Origin of the sequence: Anaerotignum neopropionicum (genome assembly GCF_001571775.1) — a bacterium.
GTDB lineage: Bacteria > Bacillota > Clostridia > Lachnospirales > Anaerotignaceae > Chakrabartyella > Chakrabartyella neopropionicum.
Map to the genome: position 1 here is coordinate 146,822 of NZ_LRVM01000003.1, position 18,976 is coordinate 165,797.

General features: G+C 39.2%; 17 protein-coding genes. 1 reads left to right on the plus strand and 16 read right to left on the minus strand.

Annotated elements, in window-relative coordinates:
* Positions 1 to 162 precede the first annotated feature (162 nt).
* From CLNEO_RS06365 to tgt, 13 genes are all read right to left on the minus strand, one after another.
* On the minus strand, positions 163 to 648 hold the full coding sequence (locus CLNEO_RS06365; RefSeq protein ID WP_066086127.1) for a QueT transporter family protein: 486 nt from the start codon (positions 646 to 648) through the stop codon (positions 163 to 165).
* A 189-nt stretch (positions 649 to 837) separates the two neighbouring features.
* Complete coding sequence (locus tag CLNEO_RS06370) at positions 838 to 1,584, minus strand: ABC transporter ATP-binding protein (RefSeq protein WP_066086129.1); 747 nt, start codon at positions 1,582 to 1,584, stop codon at positions 838 to 840.
* Between the two features lie 16 nt (positions 1,585 to 1,600).
* Positions 1,601 to 3,952, minus strand: a complete 2,352-nt coding sequence (locus tag CLNEO_RS06375) for an FtsX-like permease family protein (RefSeq protein WP_066086132.1) — start codon at positions 3,950 to 3,952, stop codon at positions 1,601 to 1,603.
* Between the two features lie 26 nt (positions 3,953 to 3,978).
* Complete coding sequence (locus tag CLNEO_RS06380; protein ID WP_066086135.1) at positions 3,979 to 5,238, minus strand: MFS transporter; 1,260 nt, start codon at positions 5,236 to 5,238, stop codon at positions 3,979 to 3,981.
* 64 nt (positions 5,239 to 5,302) lie between these two features.
* Complete coding sequence (locus CLNEO_RS06385) at positions 5,303 to 5,932, minus strand: TetR/AcrR family transcriptional regulator (RefSeq protein ID WP_066086137.1); 630 nt, start codon at positions 5,930 to 5,932, stop codon at positions 5,303 to 5,305.
* Between the two features lie 144 nt (positions 5,933 to 6,076).
* Positions 6,077 to 7,009 (minus strand): nucleoside hydrolase, encoded by a 933-nt coding sequence (locus CLNEO_RS06390; RefSeq protein ID WP_066086140.1) that lies wholly within the window; start codon positions 7,007 to 7,009, stop codon positions 6,077 to 6,079.
* Complete coding sequence (locus tag CLNEO_RS06395; RefSeq protein WP_066086143.1) at positions 7,006 to 7,947, minus strand: nucleoside hydrolase; 942 nt, start codon at positions 7,945 to 7,947, stop codon at positions 7,006 to 7,008. Before CLNEO_RS06395 ends, CLNEO_RS06390 begins: the two co-directional genes overlap by 4 nt.
* Positions 7,948 to 8,020: 73 nt before the next feature.
* Positions 8,021 to 8,965 (minus strand): ABC transporter permease, encoded by a 945-nt coding sequence (locus CLNEO_RS06400; RefSeq protein WP_066086145.1) that lies wholly within the window; start codon positions 8,963 to 8,965, stop codon positions 8,021 to 8,023.
* The gene (locus CLNEO_RS06405) at positions 8,965 to 10,071 is read right to left on the minus strand and encodes an ABC transporter permease (protein ID WP_066086148.1); all 1,107 of its coding nucleotides are present in this window, start codon (positions 10,069 to 10,071) and stop codon (positions 8,965 to 8,967) included. Before CLNEO_RS06405 ends, CLNEO_RS06400 begins: the two co-directional genes overlap by 1 nt.
* A complete protein-coding gene (locus CLNEO_RS06410; RefSeq protein ID WP_066086151.1) occupies positions 10,061 to 11,629 on the minus strand; it encodes an ABC transporter ATP-binding protein in 1,569 nt (522 codons plus the stop codon). The genes CLNEO_RS06405 and CLNEO_RS06410 overlap by 11 nt, the downstream gene beginning before the upstream one ends.
* A 274-nt stretch (positions 11,630 to 11,903) precedes the next feature.
* Complete coding sequence (locus tag CLNEO_RS06415) at positions 11,904 to 13,034, minus strand: BMP family ABC transporter substrate-binding protein (RefSeq protein ID WP_066086154.1); 1,131 nt, start codon at positions 13,032 to 13,034, stop codon at positions 11,904 to 11,906.
* Between the two features lie 406 nt (positions 13,035 to 13,440).
* The gene (gene yajC / locus CLNEO_RS06420; protein ID WP_242864175.1) at positions 13,441 to 13,896 is read right to left on the minus strand and encodes a preprotein translocase subunit YajC; all 456 of its coding nucleotides are present in this window, start codon (positions 13,894 to 13,896) and stop codon (positions 13,441 to 13,443) included.
* Positions 13,897 to 14,000: 104 nt separating this feature from the next.
* Positions 14,001 to 15,146, minus strand: coding sequence for a tRNA guanosine(34) transglycosylase Tgt (tgt, locus tag CLNEO_RS06425; RefSeq protein ID WP_066086157.1), 1,146 nt, complete (start codon positions 15,144 to 15,146; stop codon positions 14,001 to 14,003).
* Positions 15,147 to 15,592: 446 nt separating this feature from the next.
* Here tgt and CLNEO_RS06430 point away from each other — a divergent pair, with 446 nt between their 5' ends.
* A complete protein-coding gene (locus CLNEO_RS06430) occupies positions 15,593 to 16,726 on the plus strand; it encodes a THUMP domain-containing class I SAM-dependent RNA methyltransferase (RefSeq protein ID WP_066086158.1) in 1,134 nt (377 codons plus the stop codon).
* Positions 16,727 to 16,846: 120 nt separating this feature from the next.
* Here the strand turns inward: CLNEO_RS06430 and CLNEO_RS06435 are convergent, their stop codons facing one another.
* Genes CLNEO_RS06435 through rapZ form a run of 3 tightly spaced genes read right to left on the minus strand, consistent with a single transcriptional unit; the run spans position 16,847 to position 18,964 of the window.
* Entirely contained in the window at positions 16,847 to 17,089 is a 243-nt protein-coding gene (locus CLNEO_RS06435; RefSeq protein WP_066086161.1) for an HPr family phosphocarrier protein, read from the minus strand.
* Positions 17,086 to 18,045: a DNA-binding protein WhiA gene (gene whiA / locus CLNEO_RS06440; protein ID WP_066086163.1), complete on the minus strand. Its 960-nt coding sequence runs from the start codon at positions 18,043 to 18,045 to the stop codon at positions 17,086 to 17,088. Before whiA ends, CLNEO_RS06435 begins: the two co-directional genes overlap by 4 nt.
* A 40-nt stretch (positions 18,046 to 18,085) precedes the next feature.
* Complete coding sequence (rapZ, locus tag CLNEO_RS06445; RefSeq protein ID WP_066086166.1) at positions 18,086 to 18,964, minus strand: RNase adapter RapZ; 879 nt, start codon at positions 18,962 to 18,964, stop codon at positions 18,086 to 18,088.
* Positions 18,965 to 18,976 lie beyond the last annotated feature (12 nt).

The window sequence follows — 18,976 nt, forward strand, 5'->3', positions numbered from 1 at the left end:
TTGTTTTTTTAACTGTTTTATCATTATTTTTGTATAGATGCTTTTTAATCCATGATAGCTTCAACATATTGTAGGTTAAGTATACCATAAATAAAGATGGGGTGTCATCGCTTTATCACAATGACACCCCAAGAAAACACTTCCCCAATTTATTTTTCAAGCTTATGCAAATTTCAAACGAGCCATAAGCCCCGGATTTTTCATAATCTGGCGGAATAAAGCATATCCTACGCATGAAACCGCTAAAAATTCGCCAATAGCAACGGTAACCATGCCAAAAATCAAAGGACACTCTCCTAATAAATAAAGCTCCACTCCTATGAATGCATTACAGAAAACCGGCCATAAGCTGGCACCAAATAATGTTTTACTGTGTGTAATACCCCAAAGAGCAGCTACCGTGCAGGCTGTTCCAAAAAAAACATCCATCATGCCAAAGGGGCTGAATAAATTTGCAATAAAGCAGCCTAAAATTAACCCCGGAACATACCGCCTGTCAATAAACGCCAAGAGCACCAAAACCTCAGAAATGCGCATCTGGATAAACCCAAACGACAAAGGTGCAATGGCAAGTGTCATAACAACATAAACCGCTGCAATTAACGCTGTTACAACCAAAAATTTTGTTGATATCCTATTTTTTTCCATAAAAAAACCCCCTGTTTTTTATTTACGAGATGGTGGGACAGCTTAACCGTCCTTCGCAAGGAACATCTCATAATATTAAATTAAATGTATCATAGGCATTATACAGGGATTTCATTGAAAATGCAACTGATAATTTCAGTTGATACATTCACCAAAGTAAATTTTTTTTTTGTAATATGCTTGTTTTATTTAAAATCCCATGCCTTGCAACCATTCAATCATATTTTTCTCTCTTGGCAAGCTATCTTCATCCTGATACTTGCCAAGGCGTAATTCAGCTTTCTTTTCCCCATCCTCCAAATAAATAATTCTGTCCGCCCTTGCCGCAACCCTTGCATCATGTGTAACAAGCATGACCGCAGTGCCTTCTCTGTTGATTTTATTAAAAAGCTCCATCACCTCTTTTGTGGCCGCCAAATTTAGGGCACCCGTTGGTTCGTCACAAAAAATAATGATTGGATTATTGATTAAAGCCCTGCATATTGCCGCCCTTTGAAGCTGTCCTCCAGAAACCTTTTTAATGTCATGGTTTGCAATTTCAAAAATACCCATTCGTTTCATTAATATCTCCCCTTGATTATTTAATTCCCTTGGCGATGCTTTCCCCAGCAGAAACCCCGGAAATATAATATTGTCCCGAATGGATAAGTTTTTCAACAAATTTGCGCTTTGAAAAATAAATCCCATTTTTTCCAATCGTAAACAGCTTATTTCTTCTTCGGATAGTGCAGTGATTTCCCTTCCTTGAAAGAAAACATGACCACTTGTCGCTGTGTCCATGCCGCTGAAATTATATAAAAGGGTTGATTTTCCTGAGCCGGACTGCCCCATAATCGCAACAAATTCTCCGTCTTCTATAGATAAAGAAATACTCTTCAACACCTCATTACCTTCATATTGTTTGCATACGTTTTTAGCTTGTAATATTGTTCCCATGGCTTGCTCCTATCTTTTAATCGTTCAAGTGGCACAGTACGTTCATTTTATTTATTCTTTCGGTACTGATCCAACAAAAACTGCCCGCAAACACTAATAATATGAATGGCACCACAACCCACGAAATCACCGGATTTATGAAAAAATGAATTTTCTCTATTCCCAAGCCCATGATAGCGAAAAGAATACTCACCAAATAGTCCCCAAATAAGTTTGCGATAACTGCGCCACAAAAGATACCCATGCCAGCAGAAATTAAAATCTGATATAGCTCCTGTTTACGCAGTCTTTTTGTGGAAACTCCCATTGCCTTTTGTCGCGCAACCTGTGAAGCGCCTCTAGCCAGTCTTAGTTTCATAAAGAGGAAGATTACAAGTCCTGTAAGCCCCACGCCTATTCCCATGGCCGCCCAAGCCGCAGAGCGTATTTGCTTTACCACACCGCCTAAAATTTGCGAAATAAATTCATCCATTTGTTCAACGGAATAACCATTACCAAGGCTGTATCGCCAACCTTCCACCAACTGCTGCTTTTTTGCTGAATTCAAGATATCGACCATGAACGTATACTGCTCAGAGGTTGCCCCCATAAAAAGGACCGTTGCCTTTGCCGTCATACCACCGCTGGTTACATCCTGATATATTCCGGATATGGTAAATAAAAATTCTTGATTTTCTAAATAAACTGAAAGTGAATCGCCCATATTTTTACCTAACTGTGCCGCCTCCAGCTTTGATAATGCAATCTCGTTTTCATTGGCTGGCGCATTTCCCTTTAAGTATTGCAGTCCAAAACCCGCTGTCTTTCCCGAATCAATATGAATGCTTTCCCTTATTCCATGAGCATTTATGGCAAGCACTCTAACTCTTTGTAAATATTGATAACGAATGTTACTTTCTTTTTGCAAAAGCTTTTCTAACTTTTCAAACTTATGATCCAAATCATCCCCCGGTTCTATCTCAATTAAAACATCATGGACATCGCTGCCCATATAGGTAATAAATTCATCCGCTTCCATGGTGCTTACAATATTAATCGGAATAATGACAATACAAGAAACAAGGGTCATTACTAAAAGGACTAGGGTAAACCTTTGAAACTCCACTCTAACCTCATGTAGAGCCAACAAAAGCGTAGAGGGGATTTTTGAAGCCCTAAGCAAAACATTCCTAATTTTCTTTTCCCTTCCAATCCCCTGCCCACGAACCAATGCATCTACAACACTGATTTTTTTTAGCTTATTTAATGTGGCCTTACAATATTGAATTGTTATAAAATATACCAGAAAGCATCCAATTCCCGCAAGTACGAACCCCTTCATGGATAAGGGCTGTACCCCAAAGGTTCTGTTCATATGCCCAGAAGTATAGCAAAAGCTTATTAGGGAAAGCAGGTAACCAAAAACAACACCAAATGCCATTAAAATTCTCATTTTTCCCAAATATAAGTTTGCAATGGCACTGCGAGGCAAGCCGATTGCCTTCATCGTGCCAATTTCCGTTAATTCCTCCTCCATTGCTGTCAAAATGGTATATTTCATACAGAATAATGCAATTAAAATCAAAAGAATGCTTATAACAAGCAATATCATTACCATCATAATATCCGTCATAGCACTCAGAAGAAAAATGATGGTATAGGTGACCCCTTGACCATTTTGGGGCAAAGCCGGTGTATACTGCTCATAGGCGGTCTGATAGTCTGCTGCCATGAAAGGATCTTTGAAATATGCTTCCAATAGATATTCCGTTTCGCCCACGATACCACGCAAAGCGTTAAAATCTTCATCACTGAGCAGAAATCTGGTTGATGAGCATAGTGTGGAATTCATTTGCCCATCATAAATATAACTTGCAACAATAAAATTTGCCGTAACGCCTTTGCTTTCCAGCAGGATTGTATCCCCGATATCAATTGGATATTTTTCTAATAGTATGACAGGAACGCCGATTTCTCCTTTTTTCAGATGAACGGGTTCTCTTTTTTCATTCAGCAGCACGTCATACTGCTCATTTTGCTTTACCAAACCAATATCCAAACGACAATCTTCCAGTGTAAATCTCCTTAGGTTTTTAATCGTTAGTTCATCACCATACACATCAATCATTTCTACGGCTTGCCAGTATGTAAGATTGGAGTATGCACAGTTAAATGCCTCTAACTCCTCTTGATCTATCATTCCCTTGTGCATCTGCAAAAAATGGGGCGGCCTGGCAGTTTCATACATCGTAGAAATCGACATGAATAATTGACTAATGGTAAGAATCACCGTGGCAACCAACCCAACGGATAATAGCATAAATAGCAGCAAAGCCAGGTTGTTTCCAGGGTTTTTTCTCATATCATTTTTAATTATTCTAAAAATCATATTTCTCTCCCTTCATCCACGAAAATTCACTCTTTTAGATTACCAAAGACAATTATTCTCTTTAGAAAACCCATAGCTATTATCATTCCTAAGCCTGCAAGGATTAGCATAAAGGCAATCCCCCTGCCTTCCCCTGTTCCTATGATTTTTCCAATGCTTTGGTTAAGAAGCCCCGATTGTCGAAACATGGGTTCAAAAACAACATCTGCAATTACGCCACAGCTTCCGTAAGCAATAATCATTCCCCCTTGCGTAAGCAGGCTTACTAACCCCCAAATCCGCCCCTGCAAATTGTTGGGAATGCTTACCCGTAAGAGAACCTCCGCACAGGTATTGATAAAAGGTAATGTCAAGAAAAAGAGAAATAGCGCCGCAGAAATAAAAATGAGATTTGTTTTTAGTCCGGCAAAGGTCATAAATAATCCACAAAAAATAGCTGCCAAAAAAAGCACTCTCCAATATTGATTGTTTTTGATTCCAAAAATACCAATCACAACGCTTCCAACCACCATGCCGACGGCACAAATTGATTCAATATAGCCTACTATTTTTGCATTGCTAAGGACCAATATCATTGGTGCAGTAAGGGTTTGAATAAATCCAATAAAAAAACATACAAGTGTCATAATTAGAATAAGGGACTTAACTTCTTTCTTTTCCTTAATCAATTGAAAACCTTCCCGAAGTTCCTTAAAAATACCACTGTGCACTTCTTTTTTTATGGGTTTTTGAATTTCCTTTCTTGCAATGGCAACGGCAAAAACTGTTATAATGAATGTAGAAATATCGAGAATTAAAACTAGTGAAATGTCAGAAACACTAAGAACAATGCCTGCAATTGCAGGAGATATCAAGTATTTTGCATTATACGCAATTTGTACCATGCCGCTTGCCTTGGCATATTCTGCCTCGGTTAATAAGTCCGAAATGGTTGCTCTGTACGCAGGCTCCATTAAAGCAACAAAAATTGAATTCAAAGTAATACCAACAAAAATTGGTATCATGCCGCCATGGCCGAATTTTATGCTCAGTAAAATGTACAGCAAGCCAAACCCCGATAGTGTATCGCCGCAAATCATTAATATTCTTCGATCATATCTGTCAGCCAAAATCCCGCCAAAGGGGCTTAACAGTACCGTTGGCATATACGCGAACAATGTAATGAGGGATACATAAGTCACACTGCCTGTCAGCTGATATACATAAATTGCCAAGGCAAATGCCGTCATACCACTTCCAATATTGGAAATCAATTCGCCAGCCCATATGATTAAAAAGTTTTTCATTATTCTGTCCATCCTTCTTACTTTAAAATGCAATGCTTGCTTCTCAAGTGCCGCAAAAAATAATTTACTGCTGCCAATATAATGCGGCCTTTTCTAGTAACAAATTGCTCTCGATATTCAGCATTTTAGACAGTAGGGTAATAAGTGCTTGAAACATAATCTGCTGTTGGGTTGGTTCTATTTGAAAAATCCCTTCATCCAAAAGGGTTAAAGCAGAAGCCAAAAAAATCTGCATATACTCCTTCGGAAACTCGGCATGAAAAATACCGGTTTTGTTTCCTTCCTCAATTACCTTTACCAATATTGGCGTAAGCTGTGTCACTACACAACGCAATGATTTTTGATGCATCAATGCATTTTCCGCCTTATGCATTTCCTCTAACAAGGCGGAATCCATCTCATTTTCTATACGTATTGCCAAAAATATCTTCATCAATTTGTCCAACGGTGAAAGGTTCTTCACCGTTGCCGCAGCCTCAGCCCTGCTGATAATGATTTCTGTTGTCCTTTCAATGATTGCGTCTAGCACCTCTTCTTTGGATTTAAAATAATGATAAAAGGTGCCTTTGGCAATTCCAATTTCCGTCAAAATTTCATTTACGCTGCATTGCCCATATCCCTTTGTTGAAAACAGTTTTTGGGCTGTATCGATAATTTCATTTTTCCGTTCGTCATGTTCCTTTACTTTTCTCATCTTAGTAGTATGCTCCTTTTCCGCTTGCAGACCGACCGTCGGTCTATATAAGGCTATAGTAAGAGTTTTTTTATTTTTTGTCAAGTATTTTTTTAATAATTATAAAAAGCCTCTACCACAATTTTCATTGGATAGAGGCATTTCTTAAAATTTTGACATTAAGCTTTTCACTTTTTCTAAAAATGCTTCTCGATTCACATTAGTAACAATGTAAGCATTATGTTCCATTTGTTTATCACTCAATAAATCCGTCACAGTTTTGCCGAGGGTCAATAGACCTTTTGTTTCAACCCGAATTCCCACATGGTGCGTCTCAAAAATGCTATCATCAACAGCATATAATACAGCTACTGGATCATGCAGAGCAACACCTTTATAGCCCCAGCCCAAGTATTTTTTCAAGCCACCTTGCAGTACATCACGAAACAGCTTTGCCTGAAAAGAACCCAATGCCCCAATTTCCTCAATTTCCTCTGGAGTCATATATGCTTTTAAAGTCACATCCAACCCACACATATATACGGGTACCCCGCAGCAAAACAGCATATCCGCTGCTTCTGGGTCAACATAAATGTTGAATTCCGCCGAAGGGGTAATATTGCCGCCTATTGCAGCTCCACCCATAATTACAATACGTTTGATTAATTGAGGTAAATCCTTGTATTTTGATAATGCAATGCCCAGATTTGTCATAGGGCCGACTGCTATTACAATCAATTCTCCATTACATTCTTTTGCGATGCGATAAATGGCATCCCACGCCTTTTCTTCACCGATTTCGTTATCACTGATTTCCTTGGGATAGATTACATCGCCAAAACCGTCTTCGCCATGAAATTTTTCGGCAGTAACAGGATCACGAAACATGGGTCTATCTGCCCCCATAAAAATCGGGATGTCTTCTCCCATTGCGTGTCTTACTTTTATTGCATTTGCCGTTGTTTTATCCACCCCAACATTTCCTGCAACGGTTGTAATTCCACGAATGTCCAATTCGTCCATACGACTTGCCAATAATAATGCAGCCGTATCATCAACGCCGGGATCGCAGTCAATAATTACTGGGAAACGATTCATTTTGCCACCTCCCCGTAAGTATGAATTGCTTCTACTAAAAGATCCACAAAGGCTTGTCTATCGATACCCATTAAAACTTTCGCATTTGGTGCTTTTCCCAATACGTGGTTAAAATCAGCAACCGTTGCTCCTTTGCAAAAATCCCCTGTTGTTTCAATTTGCACAAATAAATCTCTGGATTCCATAATTTCCGGCTTAATTAAGGCCGCAACCGCCACTGCATCATGCACAGGTGCGCCTTCATAGCCCATGCTTCTATGAAATTGATAGAAAAACTCTAACCAATCGGCTACAATTTCTGCTACATGATTTCCCAATGCTCGAATTCTTTCAAAATCTTCTGGGAAAATCATCGCCTTTTCTGTTACGTCCAAACCAGCCATAATGATTGGAATGCCCGATTTGAATACTACATCCGCCGCCTCAGGATCAACCAAAATATTAAATTCCGCTGCAGGCGTCCAGTTGCCAAACTGAACTCCTCCGCCCATTAACGAAATCTGCTTGATATTTTTTTTCAATTCAGGGTGCGCCAATAGTAGCGCCGCAACATTTGTCAACGGGCCGGTGGGCACTATGGTAATAGGTTCATCGCTTTCTCGAATTACCTTTGCCATTAAGGTTACCGAATCCATATCAACAACATCAAAATCCGGTTCAGGTAATTCAGGTCCATCTAAGCCGGATTCCCCATGCACTGTTGGTGCAATAATGGGCGCAGCAATCAAAGGTCGAAGGCGTCCCTTAGCTGTAGGCACATGTAAATCGATTAATGTGCATATGCGTAGCGCATTGTAAGTCGTTTTTTCAATTGTTTGATTTCCACAGCAAGACGTAACAACACGAATATCAAGCATTGGGCTTGCCTTTGCCAAAACCCATGCAATTGCATCATCATGTCCTGGATCACCATCTAAAATAATAGGTATCCTTTTCATCTCTATCCTCCTATTTATTCTATTGATGGAGAAAGTTGAAGTCCAAAAGAACTTTCCAACTTCCCCCAGGCTTTTATTTTTCGTTGTCTTTAAAGCGTTTCACTTTCTTAATGGTACTCATGGAATAAATTACCAAACCAATAATGGTAACCGCATACGGAATGGACGCCACTAAATACGAGGAGAAGCCTTGCATGCCTTCCATCTTGTTACCCAAGGCACTTGCAAACCCAAACAACAGGGATGCCAGCATCGCCCCAACAGGCTGGCCTTGCCCCATAGCCTGTGCAGCCAAAGCAATAAATCCACGCCCTGCAACAATACCTATGTTCCAACTCTGAGAATAGTACATAGACATATACGCGCCGCCCAAGCCCGCCAATGCACCAGAGATGGCTAAAGCAATGTACTGTGTTTTCATTACACTAACACCAACGCTGTCAGCGGCATGAGAGTTTTCACCCACTGCACGAATTCTAAGACCCATAGCAGTTTTATACAGCAATACCCATACGAGGATAACCAAAAGGAACGCAACATAAGTTAATACTGAGTGACCCGAAAAAATCCGTCCAACTACAGGTATTTCCTTCAAAAAAGGGATATTCACCTTAGGCGTTAGCATATTTGGTGTTGTAAGGCTTGCAGTGTTTCCTTTTAACCCGGTAAAAAGAAACAAAAGAAACACGGTGCCCCCGCCGCCCAAGAGATTAACAGCAATACCGGCTAAAATAATATCCGTTTTTAATTTTAATGCAAATACTGCCATAATCATTGCAATCAAAACACCAATTGCTGTAGCGCCAATTACGCCAATAATCCAACTATTGGACCAGTAAGCAAAAAGCACACCAAACAATGCGGAAATTGTCATAATACCTTCCAAGCCGATATTAACAACACCGCCCTTTTCTGCAACAACTGCGGCTAAAGCTGCGAATAGAATTGGGGAAGTAATACGAATGATGGAATATCCAAAGCTCGCAGAAAAAATCATTTCAATTATCTGACTGAACATTACGCATTACCCCCTTCACTTGCCAATTCTTTTTTCTGTAATTCTTCTTTTGCGTCCTTAACAACAATTTTTTGCCGTGTACCAGACAAGAAATGCTCCGCTGCAAAGAACAAGAAAATAACTGCTTGAATAATATCTATCATTTCCGCCGGAACCCCTGCATAAATAGACATTAATTCACAGCCTCTATTCAAATAAGAAATAAACAAAGCCGCAAGGGGAATCATAATCGGGTTGTTTTTGGCTAAAATCGCAACGGTAATACCTGTCCAACCGTAGCCTGGTAAATCCAACCATAAAAAGGTATTATATCTACCCAACATTTCAATGGCACCACCCATACCGGAAAGCATACCACCAATCACCTGGGATAAAACGATCATGCCACCAACCTTCATCCCTGAATATTTTGAAAAAGACTCATTAATACCGATCATACGAATGGAATATCCCCATCTTGTGCGATACATAAAAATCGCCACAATAACCGTTGCTATAATTGCAATAAGAAAACCCCAAGACAATTCTGTTCCCGGAATCATTTTTGATATTACAGCGGTTTTTAAGAACGGATAGGTTTGTGTCGCACCCTTGCTTCTATCAGCAAATTTGTTATTCAAAAAATGTAAAATAGCAAACATAATAACGTAATTCATCATTAAGGAGCAAACCATTTCACTGGCTTTTAGCTTAACCTTAATTACGGCAGGGACGATCATAACCAATCCACCAATCATCGTACCGGCTAATACTGCAACAAAAACATGCGCCCCTGTTGCCATTGGAATATTGATGGCTATAATTGCAGCCACAAAGCCCCCTAACATTACAGAACCCTCGCCCCCCAAGTTAAATTGGTTTGCTGAAAACATGACGCAAACCGCCAAACCTGTAAATATTACGGGAGTCATACGAGCCAAAATTGTAAAAATTGATTTTGTATTCAATGCACCGTTGCTAATAATAGGTTTGATTAGCAAGCATTCTAAAGCCTTACCGGGGTCATCAGCGCAAATAAGAATTAAAATAAATGCAACCAAAATCGCAATTGCGATAGCTATGAACCCACGGAAAATTTCAAACATACTTTGACGCTTATTCTCCATGTACAACTCCCCCTATCTCCTCGACACTTTGTTGTTTTAAGCCTAACATATATTCGCCCATAATTGTGTCGTTTAAAACAGCTGTATCTTCAAAATAAGCGGCAATTTTACCGTTATACATAATCATTAAGCTGTCAGAAAGCTCCATTACTTCGTTCAAATCCGCAGAAACCAAAAGAACTGCAGCACCTTCACGGCTTAGTTCAACCAATTTTTTTCGAATAAACTCCGTTGCACCAACGTCAATACCTCTCGTTGGTTGATCCGCAATAATTAATACAGGTTCACTGGAAAATTCTCTTGCAACAACAACCTTTTGAATATTACCACCCGAAAGCATTCCAACCAGCTGCTTGCGTGATTTGCAAAGCACTTTGTAATCTTTAATCAGCTGGTCACTGTCATTATGCATTGCATTTAGGTTAAATAAAACCCCGTTATTATATCTTTTGTCAGACGCACGGTCACTCATCAAATTTTCTTCAATTGTACCTCCGCCGGCAATACCAAAAGTCATTCTATCCTCAGGAATTAATGACACGCCCATATCTCGAATTTCTCTCTGGGGACGCCCCAAAATATTTTTTCCGTTCACCTTTGCCGAACCACCATCGGGAACATTTAAATTAAAAAGCATGTCAACTAATTCTCTCTGCCCGTTACCCTCAACACCGGCAATACCCAGAATTTCGCCCTTCCTAACATCAAAGGACAATTTATCCAGCATTTTTTTATTCCACTCATTGGTGTATTCCATGTTGCGCACACTTAAAACCACATCTGTAGGATGGGCTTGTTCCTTTTCAACGGTAAGCACAACATCACGCCCAACCATTAATCGAGAAATATCTTCTTTTGAAATACCTGCCGTTTCATATACACCCATAGACTTACCGCCACGCATAATGGTAAGCCGATCCGTAATTTGTTTGATTTCATTTAATTTATGAGAAATAAAAATCAAGGTGTAACCCTGTTCTTTCAAATGTATCAGCTCTTTAAAAAGCTCCTCGGTTTCCTGGGTTGTTAATACGGCAGTAGGTTCATCCAAAATAAGTATTTTTGCACCCCTCACCAAAGCTTTTAAAATTTCCACCTTTTGCTTCATTCCTACAGGAATATCTCTTACTTTTGCATGTGGATCAACATAAAGATTATATCTCTTTGAAAATTCCTCTGTAATTTCTACGGCTTTTTTGTAATTAATAAATAATTTGTTTCCTTGCTTGGGTTCCATGCCTAAAACCATGTTTTCGGCAACAGTTAAGCTTGGAACCAGCATAAAATGCTGATGAACCATTCCAATTCCCTTTGCAATCGCCACAGTTGGTGACGAAAGTGATACTTTTTCTCCATTAATAATAATTTCTCCCTCGGTTGGTTGTTCCAAACCAAAAAGCATCTTCATTAATGTAGATTTACCGGCACCGTTTTCACCCATAAGGGCGTGAATTTCCCCACGCATTACGTTAAAGTCAACCCCTTGATTGGCAGCAATACCATTAGGATAAACTTTGGTAATACCCTTCATTTGAACAACAAAATCGTTGTCAGACATTGTCGGTTCCCCTCCTCTTTTGCATATGATAATTTGTTTCGTAATTTAGGCAGAAAGTCCATTTTTTCCCATGCACCCTCAAAAAATTCATTTTTTAAATAATTTTAAATAAATATCTTTTTTCAAAATGCATATTTTGTAAGAACTGCAGAAGTTTAATACGATTTATTCTGTGAAACAAGGGTAAATCATAAGAAAATTTTAATTAATGGTAAAAGGGGAGCTTGAAAGCCCCCCTACATTCACCATCATTCAAACGTTTGATGCTGACTCATCAAGGTTTTACAGATTCTCTTAACTGCTGAACATCATCAGTTTGATTTCCAATTGCAGTAGGAACTACAACATCACCGCTGGAAATAGCTTCAATTGCTGCAGCTACTTTTTCTTTTACTGCTTCGGGTGTTTTGCTGTCGTAGTTTTTATCTGTTACGACACCAATGCCGCCTTCTTTCATACCTAATAAAGTATGCTGACCGAAATGTTCAACACCTGCATCCCATTCATCAAAGAACCAGATAAGGGAATTTCCAATGTTTTTCAAACCTGATGTCAACGTGATTGCTGCCAATTCAGGGGAGAATGTTAATTCCTGATCGGAGTCAACGCCAATGAAGAATGCTTTTCCTGTTTCCAAAGCGGCTTCAGCAGCGCCGTTACCGGAATTACCAGCTACACCCCAGATAATGTCACATTTTTTATCATTAATCATGGATTCAGCCAATTCCTTTGCCTTTGCAGGGTCAACATAACTATTTACATATCTTGTATCAATTTTAATATCAGGATTTGATTCCTGTGCGCCCAAAATAAAGCCATACAGGAAATCGTTGATTACAGGACTGTCAACGCCACCAACAAAACCAACAACAGCGTCTTCATTCATACCTTCAACACTTGTTTCTGTTGTCATTGCACCAGCATAAACACCAACCAGATAGCCCAAATCGTTCTGCGCATAGCTCAAGTTTGCAACATTAGGCAATTGATGTGTTGTATCATCATAAATGAGATACTTCTGATCAGGATACATTTCAGATACATTCTTTAAATAATCAGGCATTTGATATGTACCGCAAATAATCAGATCATAATCCCCGGAAGCAGAAACTTCTTCCAAGTAGCCCTGCCACTTTGCCTGATCTTCTGTTGTGCCGCCCATTTCAATGGTTGTAAAATCAATTCTACCATCGGCCTTTAATTTTTCCAGACCTGCCTGAGCAGAGTCAAAGAAGGATTTATCACCCAATGTACCGTTTACCAAGTTGCATACTTTATATACTTTTTTCTCATTGTCTGCAGCAGCTCCATTATCTGCATCGGTGTTTGCTTTACTGCCGCCGCAACCTGCCAGCATGGAAACTGTCAGTGCAGAAGCAAGAAGCATGGAAAGCAATTTTTTCATAGTCTTTTCTCCCTTTCTTTTTGCATATTAGTTTACCTAAAATTTGCAAAGCTTGTATACTTACAAGTTTTGCATGAACATATTTTACCTCTATTGCTCAATTTTGTCAATAAACTACAACTATTTGGTAAGATATTTGTAAAAATTGTTCTTACTTTTGCGACAAATATTTTAATTTATATAATTCTTATACCACAAATACATATTTATTTTGTTAAATTTCAAACATTATTTATTTTTTTACCAATAAAATTTGTTTTTTTATTTATTTATTCGCTAATTTTTCAAAAACCAATAACTTTTTCTATGGTTTTCATTTGCAAATGCTATCTCGTAAAATCAAGTCAACATATCGATATATAAAAAAAGACTCCATGCAATCATAGAGCCTTTCCTTTCCGTTCATTTATTCCTCATTGCGTCGAAAAAGACTTTTTTTCTTTTTGGGCTGTTCTACCGGAACAGGAGCTTCGTTAGATAAGTTAGGTTCTCTCTTGCCTAAAACTTCGCCCTTTAAAACAGGAACACGAACGCCTTTGTTTAAGCCAAATTCAATAATGAAGCTTTCATATGTGATATCTACAACCTTGCCAAACATACCACTATTTGTGATGATAGAGTCACCTACATCAATTGAGCTTCTCAATTCAGCCAACTGCTTTTCTCTTTTTTGATTTGGACGTACAGAAAGGAAATACATAACACCTACAAGGAGTATGCAGTAAAGCACGATTAACATAACCGGATTGCTGCTGGCAAAAGATCCGAAAATATTTCCGCTGGTAGAAGTTGTAGTAGCAGCATCTCCGCTACTAGGTAAAATTGTAGTGCTTCCATCTAATAATAAAGGTACGAATAACATTTGTATCTCTCCTAACATAGTTTTCTTAAAACTTGAATCAAAAAAATCCAATTTCAAGCTTTTTATTGGTATCGAAACAATTATATATAAAAATCAAATTAACGTCAAGGAATTATTTGCCTTTGGCTTGCTGAAAACCCTTCTAACTTTGCTTTTTTATATTCCGGAAATCTATTTTCATCCAGGGCCAGCCTGATTTCTTCCATCATGGTATTGAAGAAATACAGGTTATGCATAACACATAAACGCATTGCCAGCATTTCCTTTGCCTTAAAAAGATGGCGAATGTAGGCCTTAGTGTATCTGCGGCATACAGGGCAATCACAAGTAGCATCTATGGGTGTTTCATCAAGCTCAAACTTCGCATTGAGCAGATTCAATTTGCCAGCATTGGTATAAACGTGGGCATGACGACCGTTTCTGGCCGGCAATACGCAATCAAAAAAATCAATTCCTCTTTCTACGGATTCCAAAATATTTTCGGGAGTGCCTACGCCCATTAAATACGTGGGTTTTTTTTGCGGCAAAAACGGAACGACTTCTTCCAAAATATGGTACATTTCAGCATGGGTTTCTCCCACTGCAAGACCGCCCACAGCATAACCATCCAAATCCAGCTCTGAGATACGTTTTGCATGTTCAATTCTTATATCAGCATAGATTGCACCTTGATTAATACCAAATAACATTTGCTTTTTGTTAATGGTATCCTCCAGGCTATTCAAGCGCGTCATCTCCTTTTTGCAACGCTCCAGCCAACGGGTTGTTCGCTCCACAGATGCCTCAACATAAGGCCGTTCTGCCGGAATTCCGATACACTCATCAAAGGCCATAGCAATCGTTGAGGCAAGGTTTGACTGAATCTGCATACTTTCTTCAGGTCCCATAAAAATCTTTCTGCCATCAATATGAGAGCTAAAATGCACGCCTTCCTCCGTAATTTTCCGCAGAGAAGTTAAGGAAAAAACTTGAAAGCCACCGGAATCTGTTAGAATGGGCCTGTCCCAAACCATAAACTTATGCAGTCCGCCCAGCTGCTTTACAATTTTATCACCGGGACGCAAATGCAAGTGATAGGTGTTGGAGAGCTCAACCTGACATTTTATTTGTTCCAAATCCTCTGTTGAAAGAGCACCTTTGATGGCCGCTAAGGTTCCTACGTTCATAAACACAGGGGTTTGAATCACACCATGAGGTGTGTGAAATTCACCACGTTTGGCTCTTCCGCAGGTTTTTAATAATTTATACATAATTCTCCCCGTTTCTATTTTTTATGCGTAAACATTATAATACCGTTTTTCCAATTTTTAATCAAGAGAATTTAATTATTTTGGATAAAATTAGTCATATTTCCTTTAGCTTTTGTCAATAACATGATATAATACAACAATTGTTCAAAAAAACGGCCCGGCAAATTACCATTGATGAAGTTTGCGAAACCAGCATTTTGTTTTGTATTTTCTCGTAATTCGAACCATAAATATCAAATCAATTTTTTCGTGCTTTTCTAATCTGTAAAACAAAACACAAAGACAAAAATTCGAATTTGAAGCTTTTACAAACCAAGTTTTACCGTTTTATGGTATAATCGTTTCAAATCCATGCAAAAAACCCCTTTCGTCTGCTATTTTACTGTGTCGACGAAAAAGCTATGCACCTATTTCTATAAAATCGAAAAATGAACGGAGTGAAACAAATGAGTATACAATTAATTGCAAGTACAACCTTTGGTCTGGAATCCGTTGTAAAGCGGGAATGCCAAGCCCTTGGATTTCAAAATATTAATGTTTCCGACGGCAAAGTGGAATTCACCGGAAACGAAGACGACATCGTAAAGGCCAACCTTTGGCTGCGCTGCGCCGGAAGGGTATGGATAAAGATGGGCAGTTTTACCGCCATAACCTTTACGGAATTATTTGATAAAACTAAGGCCTTACCCTGGGGCGATTGGATTCCTCAAGACGGAAAATTTACCGTTGTGGGAAAATCAGTCAAGTCTACCCTATTCAGCGTGCCAGATTGCCAGGCAATTGTTAAAAAAGCAGTGGTGGAAAAACTGAAGGATAAATATAAAACCGATTGGTTTGATGAAACAGGTGCTTCTTATACAATTCAAGTTGGGATTTTAAAGGATATGGTTACGCTTGCCATTGATAGCAGCGGCTCTGGCTTGCACATGCGAGGCTATCGTGCAAATGCTTTGGATGCGCCACTTAAAGAATCCATTGCGTCAGCCATGGTACAGCTTAGCTATTGGCGGAAGGATAGAATTTTGTTGGATCCTTTCTGCGGTTCAGGTACCATTCCCATTGAAGCAGCAATGCTTGCAAGAAATATTGCACCCGGCTTGCAAAGAAAATTTGCCAGCGAGGAATGGGAACGAATCGGAAAGGAACGGTGGAAAAAGGTACGGGCCGCGGCTTATCAAGCGATTGATTATGATGTTACCCCACAAATTTATGGAAGTGATATTGACCCCGCCGCCATTGTCCTTGCCAAGGAAAATGCAGAAAAGGCTGGTGTGGATGACTGTATTACTTTTGAAGTAAAGCCTTCCCATGAAATCACTTTGCCTGGAAAATACGGTGTTGTCATAACAAACCCGCCCTATGGCGAACGAATTGGCGAGCTAAAGGAAGTGGAGGAAATGTATCGTGCTTTAGGCGCAACCATGAAAGAGGATTCTACATGGTCAACCTATCTAATCACGTCTATGGAATACTTTGAAACACTGTTTGGGCGAAAAGCGGATAAAAAAAGAAAATTGTTTAACGGTCGAATTAAAACGGATTATTACCAATTCGAAGGAGCAAAACCTCCCCGCACTTAATATAAATGAAACTGCATTGCCAAAAAAATATGACAACGCAGTTTCTTTTATTTTTAATATGACAGATAAAACCACCCTCGTACATTCAAAGGGCAAAAATTTATTAATTAGAATAATTGCTTAACACAATACTGCTGCCAATTCCTCAACAGCCAACGCTTCATCTGCGCCATCCGCAAAAATTGTAGCGGTTTGACCTTCCTTCATGTTTAACGCAATGGTACCCATAATGCTTTTTGCGTTAATTTTCTTATCCTCCACACTTACTTGTATCTCCGAATTGAATTTACTTGCTGTCTGCACAAAATAAGCTGCCTGTCTTGCATCTAAAGATGTTTTAATTGTCACTGTTCTCTGTGTCATTTTTCTTCACCCTTACCCTCTCTGAGCGTCTCTGCTAAGTTGCTGATTTTCCGCAGTCTGTGATTTACACCGGATTTGCCAACTGGCTCTGCCAAATAGGTTCCCAATTCCTTTAGGCTGGTGTCCGGATAATCCAACCGAAGTCTTGCGACCTCCTGTAACTGCATCGGAAGCTTATCAAGCCCAATGGTTTGTTGGATATATGTAATATCTTCCAACTGCTTGACCGCCGCAAGAACCACTTTATTGAGATTTGCTGTTTCACAATTCACTTTTCTGTTAATATCGTTTCGCATTTCCTTCACAATGCGAACGTTTTCCAGATCCATTAATGCAATATGTGCACCCATGATATTAAGCAAATCTACAATTTGCTCCCCTTCTTTTAGATACACAACAAAATGATCTTTGCGTTCTACCACTTTTGAGTCAAGATCAAAGGTATTCACCAAATCTCGAAGCTGCGTTGCCAATTCCCAAGAAGACAGCACAAACTCTAAGTGATAATTTTTTTCGGGGTTGTTTACCGAGCCAACCGAAATAAACGCTCCACGAATGTACGCACGTCGACAACAGATGCTGCTGACTACCGTGGGATTCAACTTGTTTCGAATAACCGGCAAACCTTCCTTAGTCAACAAAATGCCTGTTGCCCTAAGTAACCTTTCAACTTGGTCAGAATCTTTTATGAAAAGAACATAAACCTTTGACCTGCGTTTTTTCCCGCCGGATTTGATAAATATTTCACTGTTAATATTAAAAGCATTTTTCAATAATGTAAAGCATTTTTTCGCGACAAGGTAATTTTCAGTTTGAATTTTTAGACAAAAATAATCTCTGCAAAGCCCGATATGTCCACAAATATTTACAAAAGATGAGAGTTCGGCTATTCTGCAATGTCTCCCATTTCCTAAATGTTCGCCAATCTCTTGCTTAACCTTAGATGAAAATGACAAATTTACGCCTCCTCACAAGTTTTTGTGCGCCTCAAACTTTTTAAGACTGTTTTTTATGACGAGCGTCTTTTTCTATATCATTGTGTTTTAATAAAAGTGTATGCTTGTCCTGGTCTAAGGCATGATACAAAGCATTTGCCAACGTAACGGAGCGATGCTTTCCGCCCGTGCATCCAATACTGATTACAAGACTATTCTTCCCCTCTTTTACATAAAGAGGCAGTAAAAATTCAACCATTTCAACCAACTTTTTCAAAAAATCCCGGCTTTCTTGAAACGACATTACATAATCGCTTACAGGCGTATCATTTCCTGTCATTTCCTTCAGCTCCTGAATATAAAAGGGGTTTGGTAAAAACCGCACATCGAAAACCAAGTCACTGTCTACAGGAATACCATATTTAAAACCAAACGAACAAACGGTAATAATCAGGCTTTCAAATTGTTGATTTTCCATGAAAATACGGTTTATTTGCGCCTTTAGTTCTCTGGTAAGCACGTTCGTCGTATCCAAAATGTAGGTTGCGCGGCCTTTTACCTCCTTCAGCATTTCCCTTTCTTGCAAAATGCCATCCTCAATAGCTCCTTTTCGAGAAAGGGGGTGGCTGCGGCGCGTTTCCTTATAACGCTTGATAAGCGTATTATCCGAGGCATCCAAGAAAATAATTTCGTATTGATAGCCTTTTTCCTCCAAAATAAATAATACATTGAATAAGTCGTTAAAAAGCTTTCCGCCACGAATATCTACCCCCATGGCAACACGCTCAATTTCCCCTTCTTGTTCATAGCAAAGCTCAGCTAACTTCGGGATCAATGCCGGCGGCAAATTGTCAACGCAGAAAAAATTAATATCCTCCAAAAACTTAAGAACCGATGACTTTCCTGCGCCGGACATACCTGTAACAATTACAAATCTCATAGTAATCTTCTC

Excerpts from the sequence above, each read along its gene's own strand:
- CLNEO_RS06405 (WP_066086148.1), bottom strand. The coding sequence starts at position 10,071 with ATGGAGAATAAGCGTCAAAGTATGTTTGAAATTTTCCGTGGGTTCATA.
- CLNEO_RS06380 (WP_066086135.1), bottom strand. The coding sequence starts at position 5,238 with ATGAAAAACTTTTTAATCATATGGGCTGGCGAATTGATTTCCAATATT.
- CLNEO_RS06370 (WP_066086129.1), bottom strand. The coding sequence starts at position 1,584 with ATGGGAACAATATTACAAGCTAAAAACGTATGCAAACAATATGAAGGT.
- tgt (WP_066086157.1), bottom strand. The coding sequence starts at position 15,146 with ATGTATAAATTATTAAAAACCTGCGGAAGAGCCAAACGTGGTGAATTT.
- yajC (WP_242864175.1), bottom strand. The coding sequence starts at position 13,896 with ATGTTATTCGTACCTTTATTATTAGATGGAAGCACTACAATTTTACCT.
- CLNEO_RS06395 (WP_066086143.1), bottom strand. The coding sequence starts at position 7,947 with ATGAAAAGGATACCTATTATTTTAGATGGTGATCCAGGACATGATGAT.
- CLNEO_RS06375 (WP_066086132.1), bottom strand. The coding sequence starts at position 3,952 with ATGATTTTTAGAATAATTAAAAATGATATGAGAAAAAACCCTGGAAAC.
- CLNEO_RS06400 (WP_066086145.1), bottom strand. The coding sequence starts at position 8,965 with ATGTTCAGTCAGATAATTGAAATGATTTTTTCTGCGAGCTTTGGATAT.
- CLNEO_RS06415 (WP_066086154.1), bottom strand. The coding sequence starts at position 13,034 with ATGAAAAAATTGCTTTCCATGCTTCTTGCTTCTGCACTGACAGTTTCC.
- CLNEO_RS06385 (WP_066086137.1), bottom strand. The coding sequence starts at position 5,932 with ATGAGAAAAGTAAAGGAACATGACGAACGGAAAAATGAAATTATCGAT.
- CLNEO_RS06365 (WP_066086127.1), bottom strand. The coding sequence starts at position 648 with ATGGAAAAAAATAGGATATCAACAAAATTTTTGGTTGTAACAGCGTTA.
- CLNEO_RS06390 (WP_066086140.1), bottom strand. The coding sequence starts at position 7,009 with ATGAATCGTTTCCCAGTAATTATTGACTGCGATCCCGGCGTTGATGAT.
- CLNEO_RS06410 (WP_066086151.1), bottom strand. The coding sequence starts at position 11,629 with ATGTCTGACAACGATTTTGTTGTTCAAATGAAGGGTATTACCAAAGTT.
- CLNEO_RS06435 (WP_066086161.1), bottom strand. The coding sequence starts at position 17,089 with ATGACACAGAGAACAGTGACAATTAAAACATCTTTAGATGCAAGACAG.
- CLNEO_RS06430 (WP_066086158.1), top strand. The coding sequence starts at position 15,593 with ATGAGTATACAATTAATTGCAAGTACAACCTTTGGTCTGGAATCCGTT.
- rapZ (WP_066086166.1), bottom strand. The coding sequence starts at position 18,964 with ATGAGATTTGTAATTGTTACAGGTATGTCCGGCGCAGGAAAGTCATCG.